The 16,616-nt window shown below is 71.8% G+C and carries 17 protein-coding genes and 1 pseudogene; 17 read left to right on the forward strand and 1 reads right to left on the reverse strand.

All coding sequences use genetic code 11. The features are described from left to right. Positions 1 to 89 precede the first annotated feature (89 nt). From rplS to ACZ6EG_RS26275, 12 genes and pseudogenes are all read left to right on the forward strand, one after another. The gene (gene rplS, locus ACZ6EG_RS26220) at positions 90 to 440 is read left to right on the forward strand and encodes a 50S ribosomal protein L19 (RefSeq protein WP_053137698.1); all 351 of its coding nucleotides are present in this window, start codon (positions 90 to 92) and stop codon (positions 438 to 440) included. A gap of 45 nt (positions 441 to 485) precedes the next feature. Continuing rightward, positions 486 to 1,241, forward strand: coding sequence for a signal peptidase I (lepB, locus tag ACZ6EG_RS26225; protein ID WP_469608064.1), 756 nt, complete (start codon positions 486 to 488; stop codon positions 1,239 to 1,241). Further along, a pseudogene (lepB, locus tag ACZ6EG_RS26230) lies at positions 1,234 to 2,316 on the forward strand (signal peptidase I); the annotation flags it as partial. The gene lepB (ACZ6EG_RS26225) and the pseudogene lepB (ACZ6EG_RS26230), both read left to right, overlap by 8 nt. Then, the gene (gene lepB, locus ACZ6EG_RS26235) at positions 2,207 to 3,196 is read left to right on the forward strand and encodes a signal peptidase I (RefSeq protein WP_391971825.1); all 990 of its coding nucleotides are present in this window, start codon (positions 2,207 to 2,209) and stop codon (positions 3,194 to 3,196) included. The pseudogene lepB (ACZ6EG_RS26230) and the gene lepB (ACZ6EG_RS26235), both read left to right, overlap by 110 nt. Positions 3,197 to 3,316: 120 nt before the next feature. Beyond that, positions 3,317 to 4,093: a signal peptidase I gene (gene lepB / locus ACZ6EG_RS26240; RefSeq protein ID WP_469608068.1), complete on the forward strand. Its 777-nt coding sequence runs from the start codon at positions 3,317 to 3,319 to the stop codon at positions 4,091 to 4,093. Beyond that, positions 4,083 to 4,607, forward strand: a complete 525-nt coding sequence (locus tag ACZ6EG_RS26245) for an NUDIX hydrolase (RefSeq protein ID WP_384703287.1) — start codon at positions 4,083 to 4,085, stop codon at positions 4,605 to 4,607. Before lepB (ACZ6EG_RS26240) ends, ACZ6EG_RS26245 begins: the two co-directional genes overlap by 11 nt. 56 nt (positions 4,608 to 4,663) lie before the next feature. Beyond that, positions 4,664 to 4,972 (forward strand): DUF2469 domain-containing protein, encoded by a 309-nt coding sequence (locus ACZ6EG_RS26250; RefSeq protein WP_003965949.1) that lies wholly within the window; start codon positions 4,664 to 4,666, stop codon positions 4,970 to 4,972. Between the two features lie 128 nt (positions 4,973 to 5,100). Further along, positions 5,101 to 5,463 carry a YraN family protein gene (locus tag ACZ6EG_RS26255; RefSeq protein ID WP_469608072.1) on the forward strand — a complete coding sequence of 121 codons (363 nt, stop codon included), beginning with the start codon at positions 5,101 to 5,103 and terminating at the stop codon, positions 5,461 to 5,463. Continuing rightward, on the forward strand, positions 5,463 to 7,088 hold the full coding sequence (locus tag ACZ6EG_RS26260) for a YifB family Mg chelatase-like AAA ATPase (protein WP_469608075.1): 1,626 nt from the start codon (positions 5,463 to 5,465) through the stop codon (positions 7,086 to 7,088). The genes ACZ6EG_RS26255 and ACZ6EG_RS26260 overlap by 1 nt, the downstream gene beginning before the upstream one ends. A 464-nt stretch (positions 7,089 to 7,552) precedes the next feature. Further along, positions 7,553 to 8,695, forward strand: a complete 1,143-nt coding sequence (gene dprA, locus ACZ6EG_RS26265) for a DNA-processing protein DprA (RefSeq protein ID WP_469608078.1) — start codon at positions 7,553 to 7,555, stop codon at positions 8,693 to 8,695. Between the two features lie 283 nt (positions 8,696 to 8,978). Beyond that, complete coding sequence (gene whiG, locus ACZ6EG_RS26270) at positions 8,979 to 9,821, forward strand: RNA polymerase sigma factor WhiG (RefSeq protein ID WP_383645737.1); 843 nt, start codon at positions 8,979 to 8,981, stop codon at positions 9,819 to 9,821. Between the two features lie 128 nt (positions 9,822 to 9,949). Then, the gene (locus ACZ6EG_RS26275; protein ID WP_053137730.1) at positions 9,950 to 10,507 is read left to right on the forward strand and encodes a TetR/AcrR family transcriptional regulator; all 558 of its coding nucleotides are present in this window, start codon (positions 9,950 to 9,952) and stop codon (positions 10,505 to 10,507) included. 185 nt (positions 10,508 to 10,692) lie between these two features. On the opposite strand, the gene ACZ6EG_RS26280 is transcribed toward ACZ6EG_RS26275, so the two are convergent. Further along, entirely contained in the window at positions 10,693 to 11,352 is a 660-nt protein-coding gene (locus tag ACZ6EG_RS26280; protein WP_391971820.1) for a murein hydrolase activator EnvC family protein, read from the reverse strand. 272 nt (positions 11,353 to 11,624) lie between these two features. On the opposite strand from ACZ6EG_RS26280, the gene rpsB reads away from it, so the two are divergent. The 5 genes from rpsB (at position 11,625) to ACZ6EG_RS26305 (ending at position 16,380) form a co-directional block, all read left to right on the forward strand. Then, positions 11,625 to 12,554: a 30S ribosomal protein S2 gene (gene rpsB, locus ACZ6EG_RS26285; protein WP_391971819.1), complete on the forward strand. Its 930-nt coding sequence runs from the start codon at positions 11,625 to 11,627 to the stop codon at positions 12,552 to 12,554. Positions 12,555 to 12,649: 95 nt separating this feature from the next. Further along, positions 12,650 to 13,486, forward strand: a complete 837-nt coding sequence (gene tsf, locus ACZ6EG_RS26290; RefSeq protein WP_356612274.1) for a translation elongation factor Ts — start codon at positions 12,650 to 12,652, stop codon at positions 13,484 to 13,486. 206 nt (positions 13,487 to 13,692) lie between these two features. Continuing rightward, a complete protein-coding gene (gene pyrH, locus ACZ6EG_RS26295) occupies positions 13,693 to 14,451 on the forward strand; it encodes a UMP kinase (RefSeq protein ID WP_356612272.1) in 759 nt (252 codons plus the stop codon). Positions 14,452 to 14,632: 181 nt separating this feature from the next. Beyond that, complete coding sequence (gene frr, locus ACZ6EG_RS26300; RefSeq protein ID WP_356612270.1) at positions 14,633 to 15,190, forward strand: ribosome recycling factor; 558 nt, start codon at positions 14,633 to 14,635, stop codon at positions 15,188 to 15,190. Continuing rightward, positions 15,190 to 16,380, forward strand: a complete 1,191-nt coding sequence (locus ACZ6EG_RS26305) for a phosphatidate cytidylyltransferase (RefSeq protein ID WP_469608085.1) — start codon at positions 15,190 to 15,192, stop codon at positions 16,378 to 16,380. Before frr ends, ACZ6EG_RS26305 begins: the two co-directional genes overlap by 1 nt. Positions 16,381 to 16,616: the final 236 nt, after the last annotated feature.

Genomic DNA, 16,616 nt, shown 5'->3' on the forward strand with positions numbered 1-16,616 from the left:
ACGTCGCCCGTCCCGACCCGCACGACCCTGATCCCGAAACACCTAGTTTCCGTTGATGACCTGTGGCATCAGCGAAGAAAGCAGACGCAATGTCTCACCTGCTCGACTCCGTCGACGCCTCGTCGCTGCGCAGCGACGTCCCCGCCTTCCGCCCGGGCGACACCGTCAACGTCCACGTCCGCGTCATCGAGGGCAACCGCTCCCGTGTGCAGCAGTTCAAGGGCGTGGTCATCCGCCGCCAGGGCGCCGGCGTGCGCGAGACCTTCACGGTCCGCAAGGTCTCCTTCTCCGTCGGCGTCGAGCGCACCTTCCCGGTGCACACCCCGATCGTGGAGAAGATCGAGCTCGTCACCCGCGGTGACGTGCGCCGCGCGAAGCTGTACTACCTGCGTGAGCTGCGCGGCAAGGCCGCGAAGATCAAGGAGAAGCGCGAGAGCTGAGCGCCCTCCGAGGTCCATGCCGGGGCCGGATAGCATCTGGCCCCGATGGACACCGAAGCACAGCCCACGGAGCGCGACCGCTCCTCCCGTTCCTCCGACTCCGAGCAGCACTCGGAAGCGGAGAGACCGGAGGACCGGTCGCGTTCCGCGTTCGCGGGCCGGCTCACCGACTGGGTTCCGGGCGGCCGGATCACCGTGACCCTGCTGACGCTGCTTCTGTTCCTGCTGCTGCTCAGCACCTTCGTGCTCCAGCCGTTCCAGATTCCCAGCGGTTCCATGGAGCGCGGATTGAGGATCGGCGACCGGGTTCTCGTAAACAAGTTGGCGTACCGTTTCGGTGGCGAGCCGCGGCGGGGTGACGTCGTCGTCTTCGACGGGACCGGGCTCTTCGGGCACGGTGACTACATCAAACGCGTTGTAGGTGTGGGCGGGGACCATGTGGTGTGCTGCGACCGGGAGGGGACAGTCCAGGTGAACGGCCAGTCGGTCGACGAGTCGGCGTTCCTCTACCCCGGCGACCGCCCGTCCACGGTGCCCTTCGACGTCGTGGTCCCGGACGGCACCCTGTTCGTCCTCGGCGACCACCGCGCCGACTCCAGCGACTCCCGCGACCACCTCGGCTCGCCGGGCGGCGGCATGGTCCCGGTCGACGAGGTGATCGGCCGCGCCGACTGGATCGTCTGGCCCTTCTCCCACGCCACGCACCTCGACCGCCCCGACGCCTACGCGCGCGTACCGGACGGGGACGAACCGGCCCCTGGTACGCGCCGGTCCGAGCAGACCGAGGGCGCCGATGGGTAACCGGGGCAAACCGCGCGGCGCGGCCGGCAGTCCCGCGGAGAACCTGCTGCCCACCGGCTCCCGGCGCGCGAAGGCGCCGTCCGGCGGCCGGTCGCGCGCCGAGCGGCGCAAGCTCCAGCGCAAGGTGAAGCGGCGCCGCAGGCGCAGTGCCGTCAAGGAGATACCGCTCCTCGTGGGCGTCGCCGTCCTGATAGCGCTGGTACTGAAGACCTTCCTGGTCCAGGCGTTCGTGATCCCCTCGGGCTCCATGGAACAGACGATCCGGATCGGCGACCGTGTCCTGGTGGACAAGTTCACGCCCTGGTTCGGCTCCGAGCCGCAGCGCGGGGACGTCGTCGTGTTCCGGGACCCCGGGGGGTGGCTCCGTGGCGAGCAGACGACCAAGAAGGACGACCCCGTCGTCGTCAAGCAGGTCAAGGAAGGCCTCGCCTTCATCGGCCTGCTGCCGTCCGACGACGAGAAGGACCTCATCAAGAGGGTCGTCGGGGTGGGCGGGGACCGGGTCAAGTGCTGCGACACCCAGGGCCGGGTCACCGTCAACGGTGTCCCCCTGACCGAGGACTACCTGTACCCCGGCGACAGGCCCTCCACGATGGCGTTCGACGTCAAGGTCCCCGAGGGACGGCTGTGGGTGATGGGCGACCACCGGTCGAACTCCGCCGACTCCCGGTTCCACCAGGGCACCGACTTCGGCACGGTCTCCGAGGAGGAGGTCGTGGGGCGCGCCATGGTGATCGCCTGGCCCTTCGGCCACTGGACCACCCTGGACGAACCGAAAACGTACGCGTCCGTGTCCGACTCGGCCTCGGGTGCGACCGCCGCTCCCGGGCTGTCGCATAGGGTTGCCCCCGACGATCCGAACGCGATGATTCAACTCCCGACCCCTGCGGAACTCCCGCTCGTTATGGGAGTGGTGGGCCTGCACCGTGTACGGGGCAGGCGGTGGCAGAGAGTGAGGAGTTGGCGTGGGGGATGTGGCGGTTGGCGCACGGTCCGGACACGACGGCGAGGAGAACCGCGGACACCCCGTGGAGACAGCCGTCCCGGCCGCGGACGGCGCCCCGGCCTCCGGGCGCGACTCCGGGACCGAGGACGGCAGGGTGACGGACGAACACAGCGGGCCCCAGGACGAGGGAGTGGGCGGGACGCCCGCCACGGCACCTCGCGAGGCGAAGAAGCAGCGCTCCTTCTGGAAGGAGCTGCCCATCCTGATCGGCATCGCGCTGGTCCTCGCGCTGCTGATCAAGACGTTCCTGGTGCAGGCGTTCTCGATCCCGTCCGCCTCGATGCAGAACACGCTCACGATCAATGACCGCGTCCTGGTCGACAAGCTGACCCCCTGGTTCGGCTCCGAGCCCGAGCGCGGCGAGGTCGTCGTCTTCCACGACCCGGACGACTGGCTGGCCGGCGAGCCCACCCCCGACCCGAACGCGCTGCAGACGGTCCTCAGCTGGATCGGCCTGATGCCGTCCGCGGACGAGAAGGACCTGATCAAGCGCGTCATCGGCGTCGGCGGCGACACCGTGGAGTGCAGCAAGACCGGACCGCTCAAGGTCAACGGCAAGGCGCTGAACGAGCCGTACGTCTACCCCGGCAACACGCCGTGCAGCGTCGACGACCAGGGCGGCCAGTTCAAGGTCAAGGTGCCCGAGGGCTCCCTCTGGGTCATGGGCGACCACCGGCAGAACTCCCGGGACTCCCGCTACAACCAGTCGGACAAGCACGGCGGCATGGTGCCGGTGAAGGAGGTCGTCGGCCGGGCCATCGTGATCGCCTGGCCGATGAACCGCTGGGACACCCTGCCGGTCCCCGACACCTTCGACCAGGACGGTCTGCAGGCCCGGTCGTCGGCCGCCGCCGCGCTCTCGGCCGCGCCCCAGGGCCTGGCCCTCGCCGGGGTCGTCCCCGTCGTCTGGTGGCGGCGCAGGCGTATCGCCGCCGCCGAGACCCGCTGAGGCCTCTCGACCTGCGCGCCCGCCTCGGGGCAGCCTCGCCCGCGGAGGCGGCCCGCCGGCCCCTTCCGGTCTCCGGGAGGGGCTGCCCCGTTCCGGTACCGCCGGGTAAGGTGCGGATCCATGGGTGGCGAGAGCACGACACGTACGACCCCGCGTGACGGCGGAGCGAACAGGGCCCCGGCCGGCGGCCGGACCGGACAGCGGCTGTCCGGTGTCGCCGTGGCGCTGGGCCTGGTGCTGTTCCTCGGAGGCTTCGGCTGGGGCGCGGTCGTCTACCGGCCCTACACCGTGCCGACCAGCTCGATGACGCCCACGATCGACGCCGGGGACCGGGTCCTGGCGCAGCGCGTCGACGGCACCGACGTCCGCCGCGGCGACGTCGTCGTCTTCAAGGACGCGACCTGGGCCGACGCTCCCATGGTCAAGCGGGTCGTCGCCGTCGGAGGGGACGTCGTCTCCTGCTGCCAGGAGGGGAAGCTCAAGGTCAACGGCAAGGTGATCGACGAGCCGTACCTGCCCGCCGGCACGCCGGCCGAGATGAGCAACTTCCCGACCGTGACCGTCCCCGAGGGCCGCCTCTTCCTGCTCGGCGACGAGCGCGACAACTCCGTGGACTCCACCGCCCACCTCACGGACGCGGCCGGCGGGACCGTGTCGCGCGGGGCCGTGGACGCCCGCGTCGACGCCGTGGTCTGGCCCCTGGACGGCATGCTGGAGCGCCCGACCGGCTTCGAGACGCTGGGGGACCTCTCCTCGCCCGGACCGCTGCGGACGGTCGTCGTGCTGGTGGTCGCCGGGGCGGTGCTGATCCTCGCCGGGGCCGCGTACGGTCCCTTCGCCAAGAGGGCCGAGGCCTCCCGTGTCCGGAAGGGGACGGGGCCCACCGGTGTCCGCTGAGCCGACGCGGGCCGGGCACGACTCCTACGAGGGCGGCCTGCGCAGGGTCGCCCGGGTGGTGCTGCTCGACCCCGACGACCGCATCCTGCTCCTGCACGGACACGAACCGGACGACCCGGCCGACGACTGGTGGTTCACTCCCGGCGGCGGCGTGGAGGGCGACGAGACCCGCGAGCAGGCCGCGCGGCGGGAGCTGGTGGAGGAGACCGGCATCACCGACGTCGAGCTCGGCCCGGTGCTGTGGCGGCGCAGGTGCTCCTTCCCCTTCGCGGGCCGCCGCTGGGACCAGGACGAGTGGTACTACCTGGCCCGCACGACACAGACCGCGACCGAGGCCCTGGGGCTGACCGAACTGGAGCGGCGCAGTGTCGCCGGAGCGCGCTGGTGGACGTGTCAGGAACTGGCCCGGGCACATGAGACGGTGTATCCGACCAGACTCGCCGGGCTGCTGCGCACGCTGCTCGACGAAGGGCCCCCCGCCGGGCCGGTGACCCTGGACACCGAAATCGTCTAGGGGTGCACGGGACTGGCGCACAATGGTGGGACCGCACGGCTGAAGGGGAACATGCCATGAGCGCCGAGGACCTCGAGAAGTACGAGACCGAGATGGAGCTCAAGCTCTACCGGGAGTACCGCGATGTCGTCGGCTTGTTCAAATACGTGATCGAGACCGAGCGGCGTTTCTATCTGACCAACGACTACGAGATGCAGGTGCACTCGGTCCAGGGTGAGGTGTTCTTCGAGGTCTCCATGGCGGACGCCTGGGTCTGGGACATGTACCGGCCGGCCCGCTTCGTGAAGCAGGTGCGCGTGTTGACGTTCAAGGACGTGAACATCGAGGAGCTGAACAAGAGTGACCTGGAGCTTCCCGGCGGCTGACAGCCGTCAAGCGGTCACCGCACGACACTCGTGCGGGTGACGACGTTGTCCACAGTCGGCTGACCCTCCACCAAGATCCAAAAGATCGTCGGGCCACCCTCATCGTTGGCGCCGGAGGTGGTGCCGACATGAACGCACGAGCTGCGATCGGCAAGTACGGCGAGACTCTCGCCGCCCGCCGGCTGACCGGGGCCGGCATGACCGTGGTGGAGCGCAACTGGCGCTGCGGCAGGACCGGTGAGATCGACATCGTGGCCCGGGACGGGGACGTCCTGGTGGTCTGCGAGGTCAAGACGCGCAGGGGCGGATCCTTCGAGCACCCGATGGCCGCGGTGAGCCCCGAGAAGGCCGACCGGCTGCGACGGCTCGGCGAACGCTGGATCCAGACCCACGGCGGAGCCCCGCCCGGGGGCGTCCGCATCGACCTGGTAGGCGTCCTCCTCCCGCGACGCGTCGCCCCCGTGGTCGAACACGCCCGGGGGGTGGCGTGATGGGGTTCGCACGAACGTGCTCCGTGGCGCTCGCCGGCGTCGAGGGCGTGGTCGTCGAGGTCCAGGCCGACCTGGAACCGGGCGTGGCGGCGTTCACCCTGGTCGGGTTGCCGGACAAGAGCCTGACCGAGAGCCGGGACCGGGTGCGGGCCGCGGTGGTGAACTCGGGCGCCGAGTGGCCGCAGAAGAAGCTGACGGTGGGGCTCAGCCCGGCATCGGTGCCGAAGAGCGGCAGCGGATTCGACATGGCGGTCGCCGCGGCCGTCCTGGGCGCCGCCGAGCGGATCGATCCCCGCGTGCTCGCCGACATCGTGATGATCGGCGAGCTGGGGCTGGACGGACGGGTGCGGCCGGTGCGCGGCATCCTCCCGGCGGTGCTCGCCGCCGCCGAGGCCGGCTACGAACAGGTGGTCGTCCCCGAGTGCGCCGCCGCCGAGGCGTCCCTGGTGCCCGGTGTGTCGGTGCTCGGCGTGCGCAGCCTGCGCCAGCTGATCGCCGTCCTCGCCGACGAACCCGTCCCGGAGGAGGAGCGGGACGAGCAGGGCCGCCCCGACCCGCTGCTGGCCGGTCTGCGGATGCCCGGCACCGGAGCCGCCACCGGCATGCGCAGCATGGGAGCGGCGCAGCACGACCAGGGGCACGACCTCGCCGACGTCGTGGGTCAGGAGTCGGCGCGCACGGCGGTCGAGGTCGCCGCGGCCGGTGGCCACCACCTGTTCCTCGAGGGGCCGCCCGGCGCGGGGAAGACCATGCTCGCCGAGCGGCTGCCCGCCATCCTGCCCCGGCTCCGCCGGGCGGAGTCGCTGGAGGTCACCGCGGTGCACTCGGTGGCGGGCCTGTTGCCGCCGGGCAAGCCCCTGATCGACGTGGCCCCCTACTGCGCACCACATCACTCGGCCACGATGCAGGCCCTGGTCGGGGGCGGTGCCGGCATCGCACGGCCGGGGGCCGTCTCCCTCGCCCATCGGGGCGTGCTCTTCCTGGACGAGACGCCGGAGTTCAGCAGCCAGGTGCTCGACGCGCTGCGCCAGCCGCTGGAGGCCGGTCACGTCGTCATCGCCCGCAGCGCCGGTGTCGTGCGCTTCCCCGCGCGGTTCCTGATGGTCCTCGCCGCCAACCCGTGCCCGTGCGGGCGGTTCTCGCGGACCGAGGACCTGTGCGAGTGCCCGCCGTCGGCGATCCGCCGCTACCAGGCGAGGCTCTCCGGCCCGCTGCTCGACCGGGTCGACCTGCGGGTCGAGGTGGACCGGATCACCCGCGCCCAGCTGGCCGGCGACGGCACCCGGGGGGACACCACCGCCGAGGTCGCCGGCCGGGTGCGAGCAGCCAGGGACCGGGCGGCGGCACGACTGGCGGGCACGCCCTGGCGGTCCAACAGCGAGGTGCCGGGACGCGAGCTGCGCAGCCGTTGGCACGCGGCGCCCGGGGCGCTGGAGGAGGCGGAGCGCAGCCTGGAGCGGGGCGTGCTCACCGCCCGGGGCCTCGACCGCGTCGTGCGCGTCGCCTGGACCGTCGCGGACCTCGTCGGACACGACCGGCCCGACGCGAGGGATGTCGCCCTCGCGCTGCAACTGCGCACGGGAGTCCCGCGGGGCGTCCCCATGGCGCTGGGGGCGCTGACATGACCGGGGGCGGGCCCGTGCCGGAGGACGGGGCGGTCGCCGGGACCGGGGATCAGGCGGGGGAGGGGATGGTGCCGGGACGCGACCCCCGGGCCGGGGAGGGGACCGTGCCTGGGCATGACCACCGGGCCGGGGACGGGACCGTGTCCGTGCCGGGACGCGACCTTCGGATCGGGGAGGGGACCGTGCCTGGGCATGGCCACCGGGCCGGGGGCGGGACCGTGACGGAGCGCGGGACCGTCGCCGGTGCCGAAGTTCAGGCGGGGGAGGGGATCGCGCCGGGACGCGACCACCTGGCCGGCGACGGCCTTGCGCCTGGGTGTGACCGCCGGGCCGGGGACGGCAACGCGCCGGGGCGCGACCCCCGGGCCAGGGGCCGGGTCTCCCGGGCCGATGATGCCGGTGAGGGCGCTGCCGGCGCCCCGGATGATGTGGGGCGGGGCCATGAAGAGCACCCTCCCGGTGAGGTGGACGGCGAGTTGCTCGGCAGGGTCTTCCTCACCCGGGTCCTCGAGCCCGGCGACGAGACCGGCGGGCGCTGGGTGCGCGAGCGGGGCGTCGCTGACGTGGTGCGACGCCTGCGTGACGGCGGGCGTCCCCTGCCGGGGGTGAGTGAGAAACGGTGGGCCGGGCTCCGTGCCAGGGCCGGCCGGGCCGACCCCCGCAGGGACGTGGCCGTCGCCCGGGCGGCAGGCGTGCGGTTCGTCGCGCCTGGGTCCGCCGAGTGGCCCGGGCAGCTCGACGACCTGGGGGACGCCCGGCCCCTCGGGTTGTGGGTGCGCGGCCGGCCGAGCCTGCGCATGTGGGCGCTGAGGTCGGTGGCCGTCGTGGGGGCCCGCGCCTGCACCGAGTACGGCGCCCACATGGCGGCCACCCTCGCCGCGGGCCTCGCCGAGCGTGGCTGGGTCGTGGTGTCCGGCGGTGCCTACGGGGTCGACGGCGCTGCCCACCGGGGTGCCCTCGGCGCGGGCGGCGCCACCGCCGCCGTCCTGGCCTGCGGAGTCGACCGCCCCTACCCACCCGGGCACACGGGGCTGATCACCAGGATCGCGGAACAGGGGCTGGTCGTCGGTGAGCTGCCCCCGGGCGATCACCCGACGCCGAGCAGATTCATCCTGCGCAACCGGGTGATCGCCGCGCTGACTCGGGGCACCGTGGTGGTGGAAGCCGCCTACCGCAGTGGTTCGCTGGTCACGGCACGTGCCGCCGAACGCCTCGGCCGGCACACGATGGGCGTGCCCGGCCCGGCCACCAGCGCGCTCTCCGCCGGGGTGCACGAGCTGCTGCGCGGCGACGCGGTGCTCGTCAGCGACGCCGCCGAGGTCGTGGAACTGGTCGGCGACATGGGCGAGCTGGCTCCCGACCGGCGCGGCCCGGTGCTCCCCACCGACCTGCTGGATCCCCGGGCCCGCCAGGTGCTCGCCGGCCTCCCCGGACGCGGAGCGGCCACGGCCGCCGAGGTGGCACGCCGGGCGCAGACCACGGAGGACGACGCGATCGCGAGGCTGTACGAGCTTCGAGCACTTGGTTATGTCGAACGACACGGCGACGGCTGGAAGTTGACACGCCAGTCGATGATCTCGGTCCGCGGTGGCCGGAGCCCGTCCTGACGCAGCGTGTTCGGCCGTCCGGGGGAACCCCGACGCCCTTGGGATTCCAGGCAGTTGAGGTGTTCGAGTGATCACGCAGAGCGATCATCATCCCCCCTGTAGAGCGTTCAGCGGAACGTATCTGCGTACGGCCCTCCCTCCGCTCTTCGCGCACCGCGACAGTCCAGTCACGCTACGCTCACGAGGACCCCCACGCAGACGTCCGACAGCAGGCGACAACCAGACAGCAGACCGGCGGCCCCACCAGGCACCCGCATCACGGCAGAACGGCACAAGGCGACGAATGCCCCAGCACACCTCCGGGCCCGAACGGGCGGCGATCCCCCCAGCCGCCCGTGACGGTGGCAGCGTGCGACCGCCCGCCCCCTCGACGCTCGACGAGTTGTGGCGGTCGTACAAGGCGACGGGGGACGAGCGGCTGCGGGAACAGCTGATCCTGCACTACTCGCCCCTGGTCAAATACGTGGCAGGCCGGGTGAGCGTGGGGCTGCCGCCCAACGTCGAGCAGGCGGACTTCGTCTCCTCGGGGGTCTTCGGGCTGATCGACGCGATCGAGAAGTTCGACGTCGACCGGGAGATCAAGTTCGAGACGTACGCGATCACCCGGATCCGTGGCGCGATGATCGACGAACTGCGGGCCCTTGACTGGATCCCGCGGTCGGTCCGCCAGAAGGCGCGGAACGTGGAACGCGCCTACGCGACGCTCGAGGCGCGACTGCGCCGCACCCCGTCGGAGAGTGAGGTGGCCGTCGAGCTGGGGATCGCGGTGGAGGATCTCCACGCGGTCTTCAGCCAGCTGTCGCTGGCCAACGTGGTGGCGCTGGAGGAGTTGCTGCACGCCGGCGGGGAGGGCGGGGGCCGGCTGAGCCTCATGGACACCCTGGAGGACACCGCCGCCGACAACCCGGTGGAGGTCGCCGAGGACCGCGAGTTGCGACGGCTCCTGGCGCGGGCGATCAACACGCTGCCCGAGCGGGAGAAGACCGTCGTCACGCTCTACTACTACGAGGGGCTCACGCTCGCCGAGATCGGGAACGTGCTCGGTGTGACGGAGAGCCGAGTCAGCCAGATCCACACCAAGTCGGTGTTGCAGCTGCGCGCGAAGCTGGCGGGATTCGGCCGCTGACCAGCGGTGATGTGCGGCCGATGGCGTTGCCGGTGGCCCCGTGGCCGGGCGCGTGGCCGGACGAGCGACTCCCGTACGGGGTGGCGCGTCCGTAAAGTGGGGGCGTGCCAAGGATTCGAGCGGCCTCCGTGGCCGAGCACCGGTCGATGCAGCGTGCCGCCCTGCTGGACGCGGCACGCTCCCTGCTGTCCGACGGCGGAACGGAGGCGCTGACCTTCCCCGCCCTCGCCGAACGGACGGGCCTCGCGCGCTCGTCCGTCTACGAGTACTTCCGCTCGCGGGCGGCGGTCGTCGAGGAGCTGTGCGCCGTCGACTTCCCGGTCTGGGCCGCGGAGGTCGAGGCGGCGATGGAGCGTGAGGCGTCCGCCGAGGCCAAGGTCGAGGCGTACGTGCGCACCCAGCTCGACCTGGTCGGGGACCGGCGGCACCGGGCTGTCGTGGCCATCTCCGCGAGCGAGCTGGACGCCGGCGCGAGGGAGAAGATCCGGGCGGCGCACGGCGGGCTAATCGCGATGATCGTCGAGGCGCTGGGCGAGATGGGGCACGAGCAGCCGCGGCTCGCGGCGATGCTGCTGCAGGGGGTCGTGGACGCGGCCGTGCGGAGGATCGAGCTGGGTGCCGCGGAGGAACCGACGGCCATCACCGAGGCCGCTGTCTCCATGGCCCTGCGAGGCGTACGGGGCTGACCGGCCGGGCGCGGCCGGGCGCACCGGCGTGCGGGCGGCCGGGTGTTCAGGTGTGTCCGATGGCTTCGTCCGGTCCGGCGTCGTGGAGGGCCGTCCGAGTGGGGGCGCGGCCGGGCCTACCGGCGGGCAGGTGTCCGGGCACCGTGTCTCCCGACGGCCACGGCGACCGGCGCCTTTGTCCGGCGTCACGGAGTGACCTCCGCGCCGGACCGCCCCGCCCCGGCCGCACGGTGGCCCGAGGTGTGCGGCAGAGGGACCCCCAGCACCGGCAGAAGCCTCGACGGGCCGCCGTCGAGCAGCCACGGGGGCAGCAGGGACAGCGGATCCAGGTAGACCTCGCCGCGCAGCAGGCCCCAGTGCAGGCAGCCCGCGCAGTGCGAGCCGGTGGGCTCGACCGTGCCGAGCGCCTCGCCGGCCGCGACCTCGTCGCCCCGCGCCACGGAGGCCTCGACCGGCTCGTACGTCGTCCGCAGGGGCGGATCGCCCGTCCCGGCCAGCTCCACCGAGACGACGCCCCTCCCCGCCACCCGGCCCGCGAAAGACACCCTCCCCGCCGCCACCGACCGCACCGGAGCCCCGGCGGCCGCGGCGAGGTCGACGCCACGATGGCCCGGACCGTAGGGAGTCGCCGGGGCCTCCCAGCCCCGTAGGACCGGGGGACGACCGCCGACCGGCCAGACGTGGGCCACGGCCGGAACGGACGGGTCCGGAAGTGCTCCGGCAGCCCCGGCCGTCACCACCGCCGCCGTTCGCGGCGGCCCCGGGACCGCCACGAACGGCAGCAGCCACACGACCGCCCACAGTCCCGCCCCTCGCCCCGCGCACACCCATCGCCTCACTCGCATGCGGGAAACGGTGCCGCACCCGGGGCCCTCGTCGCCCTGCCCTGTGGACCGTCCCGCGGTTGTGGACAGCCGCGTCACCCGGTGCCCCGTGGGTCCCGTACACTTCTGATGGCGATCCGGGTCACCGGGTCGACTTCGCACGCCCCGACACGAGGCCCGCAAAGGCTCGTGTCAGCGCCCCTCGGTCCCTTGCGGCAGGCGCATCGCGGGCGTCAGGCGCGGGAGCCGTCCGGCTCGCGCGGCACAACCGAGAAAATCAAGGAGATACGGCCATGGCCGTCGTCACGATGCGGGAGCTGCTGGAGAGCGGCGTCCACTTCGGTCACCAGACCCGTCGTTGGAACCCGAAGATGAAGCGCTTCATCTTCACGGAGCGCAACGGCATCTACATCATCGACCTGCTCCAGTCGCTGTCGTACATCGACCGCGCCTACGAGTTCGTCAAGGAGACCGTCGCCCACGGCGGCACGGTCATGTTCGTCGGCACGAAGAAGCAGGCGCAGGAGGCCATCGCCGAGCAGGCCACCCGCGTCGGCATGCCCTTCGTCAACCAGCGCTGGCTGGGCGGCATGCTCACCAACTTCTCGACCGTCTACAAGCGCCTGCAGCGCCTGAAGGAGCTCGAGCAGATCGACTTCGAGGACGTGGCCGCCTCCGGCCTCACCAAGAAGGAGCTGCTGGTCCTCTCCCGCGAGAAGGCCAAGCTGGAGAAGACCCTCGGCGGTATCCGCGAGATGTCCAAGGTGCCCAGCGCCGTCTGGATCGTGGACACCAAGAAGGAGCACATCGCGGTCGGCGAGGCCCGGAAGCTCAACATCCCGGTCGTCGCCATCCTCGACACCAACTGCGACCCCGACGAGGTCGACTACAAGATCCCGGGCAACGACGACGCGATCCGCTCCGTCACCCTGCTCACCCGCGTGATCGCCGACGCCGTCGCCGAGGGTCTCATCGCCCGCTCCGGTGCCGGCAAGGGCGCCGAGGGTGACAAGGCCGCGGGCGAGCCGCTCGCCGCGTGGGAGCGCGACCTGCTCGAGGGCGAGAAGAAGGCCGACGAGGCTGAGGCTCCGGCCGCCGACGCCGAGGAGCCCGCCGAGGCCCCCGCCGCCGACGCCGAGACCCCGGCCACCGACGCCGAGACCCCGGCCGCCGACGCCGAGAAGCCCGCCGAGGCCCCGGCCGCGGACGCCGAGCAGGCCTGACCCCTCACGACCTTCGGGTTCTGGACGGCGGGGGCCCACGAAGCCCCCGCCGTCCGGCCCGTAGATCTTCAGACTTCGAGAGAGATTCCGGAATCATGGCGAACTACACCGCCGCTGACGTCAAGAAGCTCCGCGAGCTCACCGGCGCCGGCATGATGGACTGCAAGAAGGCGCTGGACGAGGCCGAGGGCAACGTCGAGAAGGCCGTCGAGGCGCTCCGTATCAAGGGCCAGAAGGGCGTCGCCAAGCGCGAGGGCCGCTCTGCCGAGAACGGCGCCGTCGTCTCGATCATCGCCGACGACAACACCTCGGGTGTCCTCGTCGAGCTGAAGTGCGAGACGGACTTCGTCGCCAAGGGCGACAAGTTCCAGAACGTCGCGAAGACCATCGCCGAGCACGTCGCCAAGGCCGCCCCGGCCGACCTCGAGGCGCTGCTCGCCTCCGAGATCGAGCCCGGCAAGACCGTCCAGGCGTACGTGGACGAGGCCAACGCCAACCTCGGCGAGAAGATCGTCCTGGACCGCTTCGCGCAGTTCTCCGGCGGCTTCGTGACCGCGTACATGCACCGCACGATGCCCGACCTGCCCCCGCAGATCGGTGTCCTCGTCGAGCTGGACAAGCCGAACGCCGAGATCGCCAAGGGCATCGCCCAGCACATCGCCGCCTTCGCGCCGAAGTACCTCTCCAAGGAGGACGTGCCGGCCGAGGTCGTCGAGTCCGAGCGCCGCGTCGCCGAGGAGACCACCCGCGCCGAGGGCAAGCCCGAGGCCGCCCTGCCGAAGATCGTCGAGGGTCGCCTCAACGGCTTCTTCAAGGACGCCACCCTGCTCGGCCAGCCCTACGCCCTGGACAACAAGAAGTCGGTCCAGAAGGTGCTGGACGAGGCCGGTGTCACCCTGAAGCGCTTCTCGCGCATCAAGGTCGGCATCTGAGTCCGTACCGCGACGGACGCTCGACCCCGGTAGGGTCGACAGCAGTCGTCGGCGCCGTTCGCGCATGCCCTGGCGCACGCGCGCGTGGCGGCGGACGACGGCAGATCTGACGAGGAGGCCATTGCCGCGTACGGGATGCGAATCACGCCCCCACCGGCAGTGGCCTCCTTCGTATGTGTGACCCACGTAAAAGAGGCGAGATCTCCATGACCACCAAGGCCGAGAAGAGCGACGACGGCAAAGTACGCGGCCGCTTCATGCTGAAGCTGTCCGGAGAGGCGTTCTCCGGCGGTGGGGGCCTGGGCGTCGACCCCGACGTGGTGCACGCCATCGCCCGCGAGATCGCGGCCGTCGTCCGGGACGGCGCCGAGATCGCGATCGTCATCGGCGGCGGCAACTTCTTCCGTGGCGCCGAGCTGCAGGTGCGCGGCATGGACCGCGCCCGCTCCGACTACATGGGCATGCTCGGCACCGTGATGAACTGCCTGGCCCTCCAGGACTTCCTGGAGAAGGAGGGCGTCGACTGCCGCGTGCAGACCGCCATCACCATGGGCCAGGTCGCCGAGCCCTACATCCCGCTGCGCGCCGTGCGCCACCTGGAGAAGGGCCGCGTGGTCATCTTCGGCGCCGGTATGGGCATGCCCTACTTCTCCACCGACACCACGGCCGCCCAGCGCGCCCTCGAGATCGACGCCGAGGCCCTGCTCATGGGCAAGAACGGCGTGGACGGGGTCTACGACTCCGACCCCAAGACCAATCCGGACGCCGTGAAGTTCGACGCGCTCGGCTACGGCGACGTCATCACCCGGGACCTGAAGGTCGCCGACGCCACGGCCGTCACGCTCTGCCGTGACAACAGCCTCCCGATCGTGGTCTTCGAGCTCCTGAAGGAGGGCAATATCGCCCGCGCCGTCAAGGGTGAGAAGATCGGCACGCTTGTGGGTGACCAAGGCAGCCGGGACTGACCCGGAGACCACCCCCTGTCCGCGGACGCCACCTGTCCGGGGGACGGACGGGACGGGGCCGGGCCGGGGGATGGACAATGTCCCACCGGTCGGGAACCGTGCAGGAAGAACGCGACGCAGCCGGCCGCCGTCCCGACAGGGAACCGCGTCCGGGCCTACTCAAGACACGCAGGAGCAAGTGGTGATCGAAGAGACCCTCCTCGAGGCCGAGGAGAAGATGGAGAAGGCCGTCGTGGTCGCCAAGGAGGACTTCGCCGCGATCCGCACCGGCCGTGCGCACCCGGCGATGTTCAACAAGATCGTGGCCGACTACTACGGCGCGCCGACGCCGATCAACCAGCTGGCCTCGTTCTCCGTGCCCGAGCCGCGCATGGCCGTGGTGACCCCCTTCGACAAGAGCGCCCTGCGCAACATCGAACAGGCGATCCGCGACTCCGACCTGGGCGTCAACCCCAGCAACGACGGCAACATCATCCGGGTGGTGTTCCCCGAGCTGACGGAGGAGCGCCGCCGCGACTACATCAAGGTCGCCAAGAGCAAGGGCGAGGACGCCAAGGTCTCGATCCGCTCCGTGCGCCGCAAGGCCAAGGACACCATCGACAAGATGGTCAAGGACGGCGAGGTCGGCGAGGACGAGGGCCGTCGTGCGGAGAAGGAGCTCGACGACACCACCGCCAAGTACGTCGCCCAGGTGGACGAGCTCCTGAAGCACAAGGAAGCGGAGCTGCTCGAGGTCTGATGAACGACTCTTCCTGGGGAGCGCCGCCACAAGCCGGGTACTGGGGGCCGTCCGACCAGGGACCTGTCCAGGGCGCTGCCCCGGCGGGTCCCGCGTACGATGCGCACTACGCGCAGCAGACTCGCCCCATGCCCATCGTGCCCGACGTACCCGAACACGGCGGTGCCCAGGACGGCGACCAGGGGGCCGCTCGGCCGAGCGGCCCCCTGTCCCGGGACGAGGCGTTCCGCGATGAGCCGTATCGCGACAGCACACATCGCGACAGCACACACCGCGACGAGAACCCGTCGGCGCAGCCGTATGGGGCGGTGCCGCAGAATCCGGAGCCCATGCCCGACGCCCCGCAGCCGGCGCAGCACCGGCCGCAGCCGAAGAAGACCGCGGGGCGTGACCTGGGTGCCGCGATAGGGGTGGGTGTCGGGCTCGGCGCGGTGATCATCGCGTCGCTGTTCGTCGTCAAGGCCGTCTTCGTCGGTGTGGTCGCGATCGCCGTCGTCGTGGGCCTGTGGGAGCTGACCACGCGGCTGGAGGAGCGCAAGGGCATCAAGGCGCCCCTCGTACCGCTCGCGATCGGCGGCGCCGCGATGGTGGTCGCCGGGTACGTGCGCGGCTCCGAGGGCGCGTGGGTCGCCATGGCGCTCACGGCGCTCGCCGTCCTCGTGTGGCGGATGACCGAACCGCCGGAGGGCTACCTCAGAGACGTCACGGCGGGCCTGTTCGCGGCGTTCTACGTGCCCTTCCTGGCCACGTTCGTCGCGATGATGCTCATGGCGGACGACGGCGCCTGGCGCGTGCTGGTCTTCCTGGTGCTGACGGTCGTCAGCGACACCGGCGCCTACGCGGTGGGCTGGCGGTTCGGCAGGACCAAGCTCGCCCCGCGCATCAGCCCCGGCAAGACCCGCGAGGGCCTGCTCGGGGCGGTGGGCTTCGCGATGGCGGCGGGCGCCCTGTGCATGCAGTTCCTGATCGACGACGGCACCTGGTGGCAGGGTCTGCTGCTCGGCCTCGCGGTCGCCGTCAGCGCCACGCTGGGCGACCTCGGCGAGTCCATGATCAAGCGGGACCTCGGCATCAAGGACATGGGCACGCTGCTCCCGGGCCACGGCGGCATCATGGACCGTCTGGACTCCCTGCTGCCGACGGCGCCGGTGGTGTGGCTCCTGCTGGTGATCTTCGTCGGGTCGGGCTGACCCTCGGGCCGTCCCGGCCGGCTGACGCACGGGTCCACCGCTGCCGGTCGTACCGGCCGCCTCCCCGCCCCTTCCGCACCCGCGGCCGCACGACCGGGCCGCCCTCGCGGGAGGGGCGCGGTGCGTTCCGGGGCGGCGCACGACCGCCCCTTGCCGGCGTCGACGGCAACGCCCTGCGGTCGGGCTCCCGGCCGCGGCGCCTGCGGTCGGGGCACGACGCCGTTCCCGGCGTCCGT

It is taken from the genome of Streptomyces sp. NPDC041968, from assembly GCF_055589025.1.

Coding starts and splice junctions, on each gene's coding strand:
- rplS (WP_053137698.1), top strand. CDS start 90: ATGTCTCACCTGCTCGACTCCGTCGACGCCTCGTCGCTGCGCAGCGAC.
- lepB (WP_469608064.1), top strand. CDS start 486: ATGGACACCGAAGCACAGCCCACGGAGCGCGACCGCTCCTCCCGTTCC.
- lepB (WP_469608068.1), top strand. CDS start 3,317: ATGGGTGGCGAGAGCACGACACGTACGACCCCGCGTGACGGCGGAGCG.
- ACZ6EG_RS26250 (WP_003965949.1), top strand. CDS start 4,664: ATGAGCGCCGAGGACCTCGAGAAGTACGAGACCGAGATGGAGCTCAAG.
- ACZ6EG_RS26255 (WP_469608072.1), top strand. CDS start 5,101: ATGAACGCACGAGCTGCGATCGGCAAGTACGGCGAGACTCTCGCCGCC.
- ACZ6EG_RS26260 (WP_469608075.1), top strand. CDS start 5,463: ATGGGGTTCGCACGAACGTGCTCCGTGGCGCTCGCCGGCGTCGAGGGC.
- whiG (WP_383645737.1), top strand. CDS start 8,979: ATGCCCCAGCACACCTCCGGGCCCGAACGGGCGGCGATCCCCCCAGCC.
- ACZ6EG_RS26280 (WP_391971820.1), bottom strand. CDS start 11,352: ATGCGAGTGAGGCGATGGGTGTGCGCGGGGCGAGGGGCGGGACTGTGG.
- rpsB (WP_391971819.1), top strand. CDS start 11,625: ATGGCCGTCGTCACGATGCGGGAGCTGCTGGAGAGCGGCGTCCACTTC.
- tsf (WP_356612274.1), top strand. CDS start 12,650: ATGGCGAACTACACCGCCGCTGACGTCAAGAAGCTCCGCGAGCTCACC.
- pyrH (WP_356612272.1), top strand. CDS start 13,693: ATGACCACCAAGGCCGAGAAGAGCGACGACGGCAAAGTACGCGGCCGC.
- ACZ6EG_RS26305 (WP_469608085.1), top strand. CDS start 15,190: ATGAACGACTCTTCCTGGGGAGCGCCGCCACAAGCCGGGTACTGGGGG.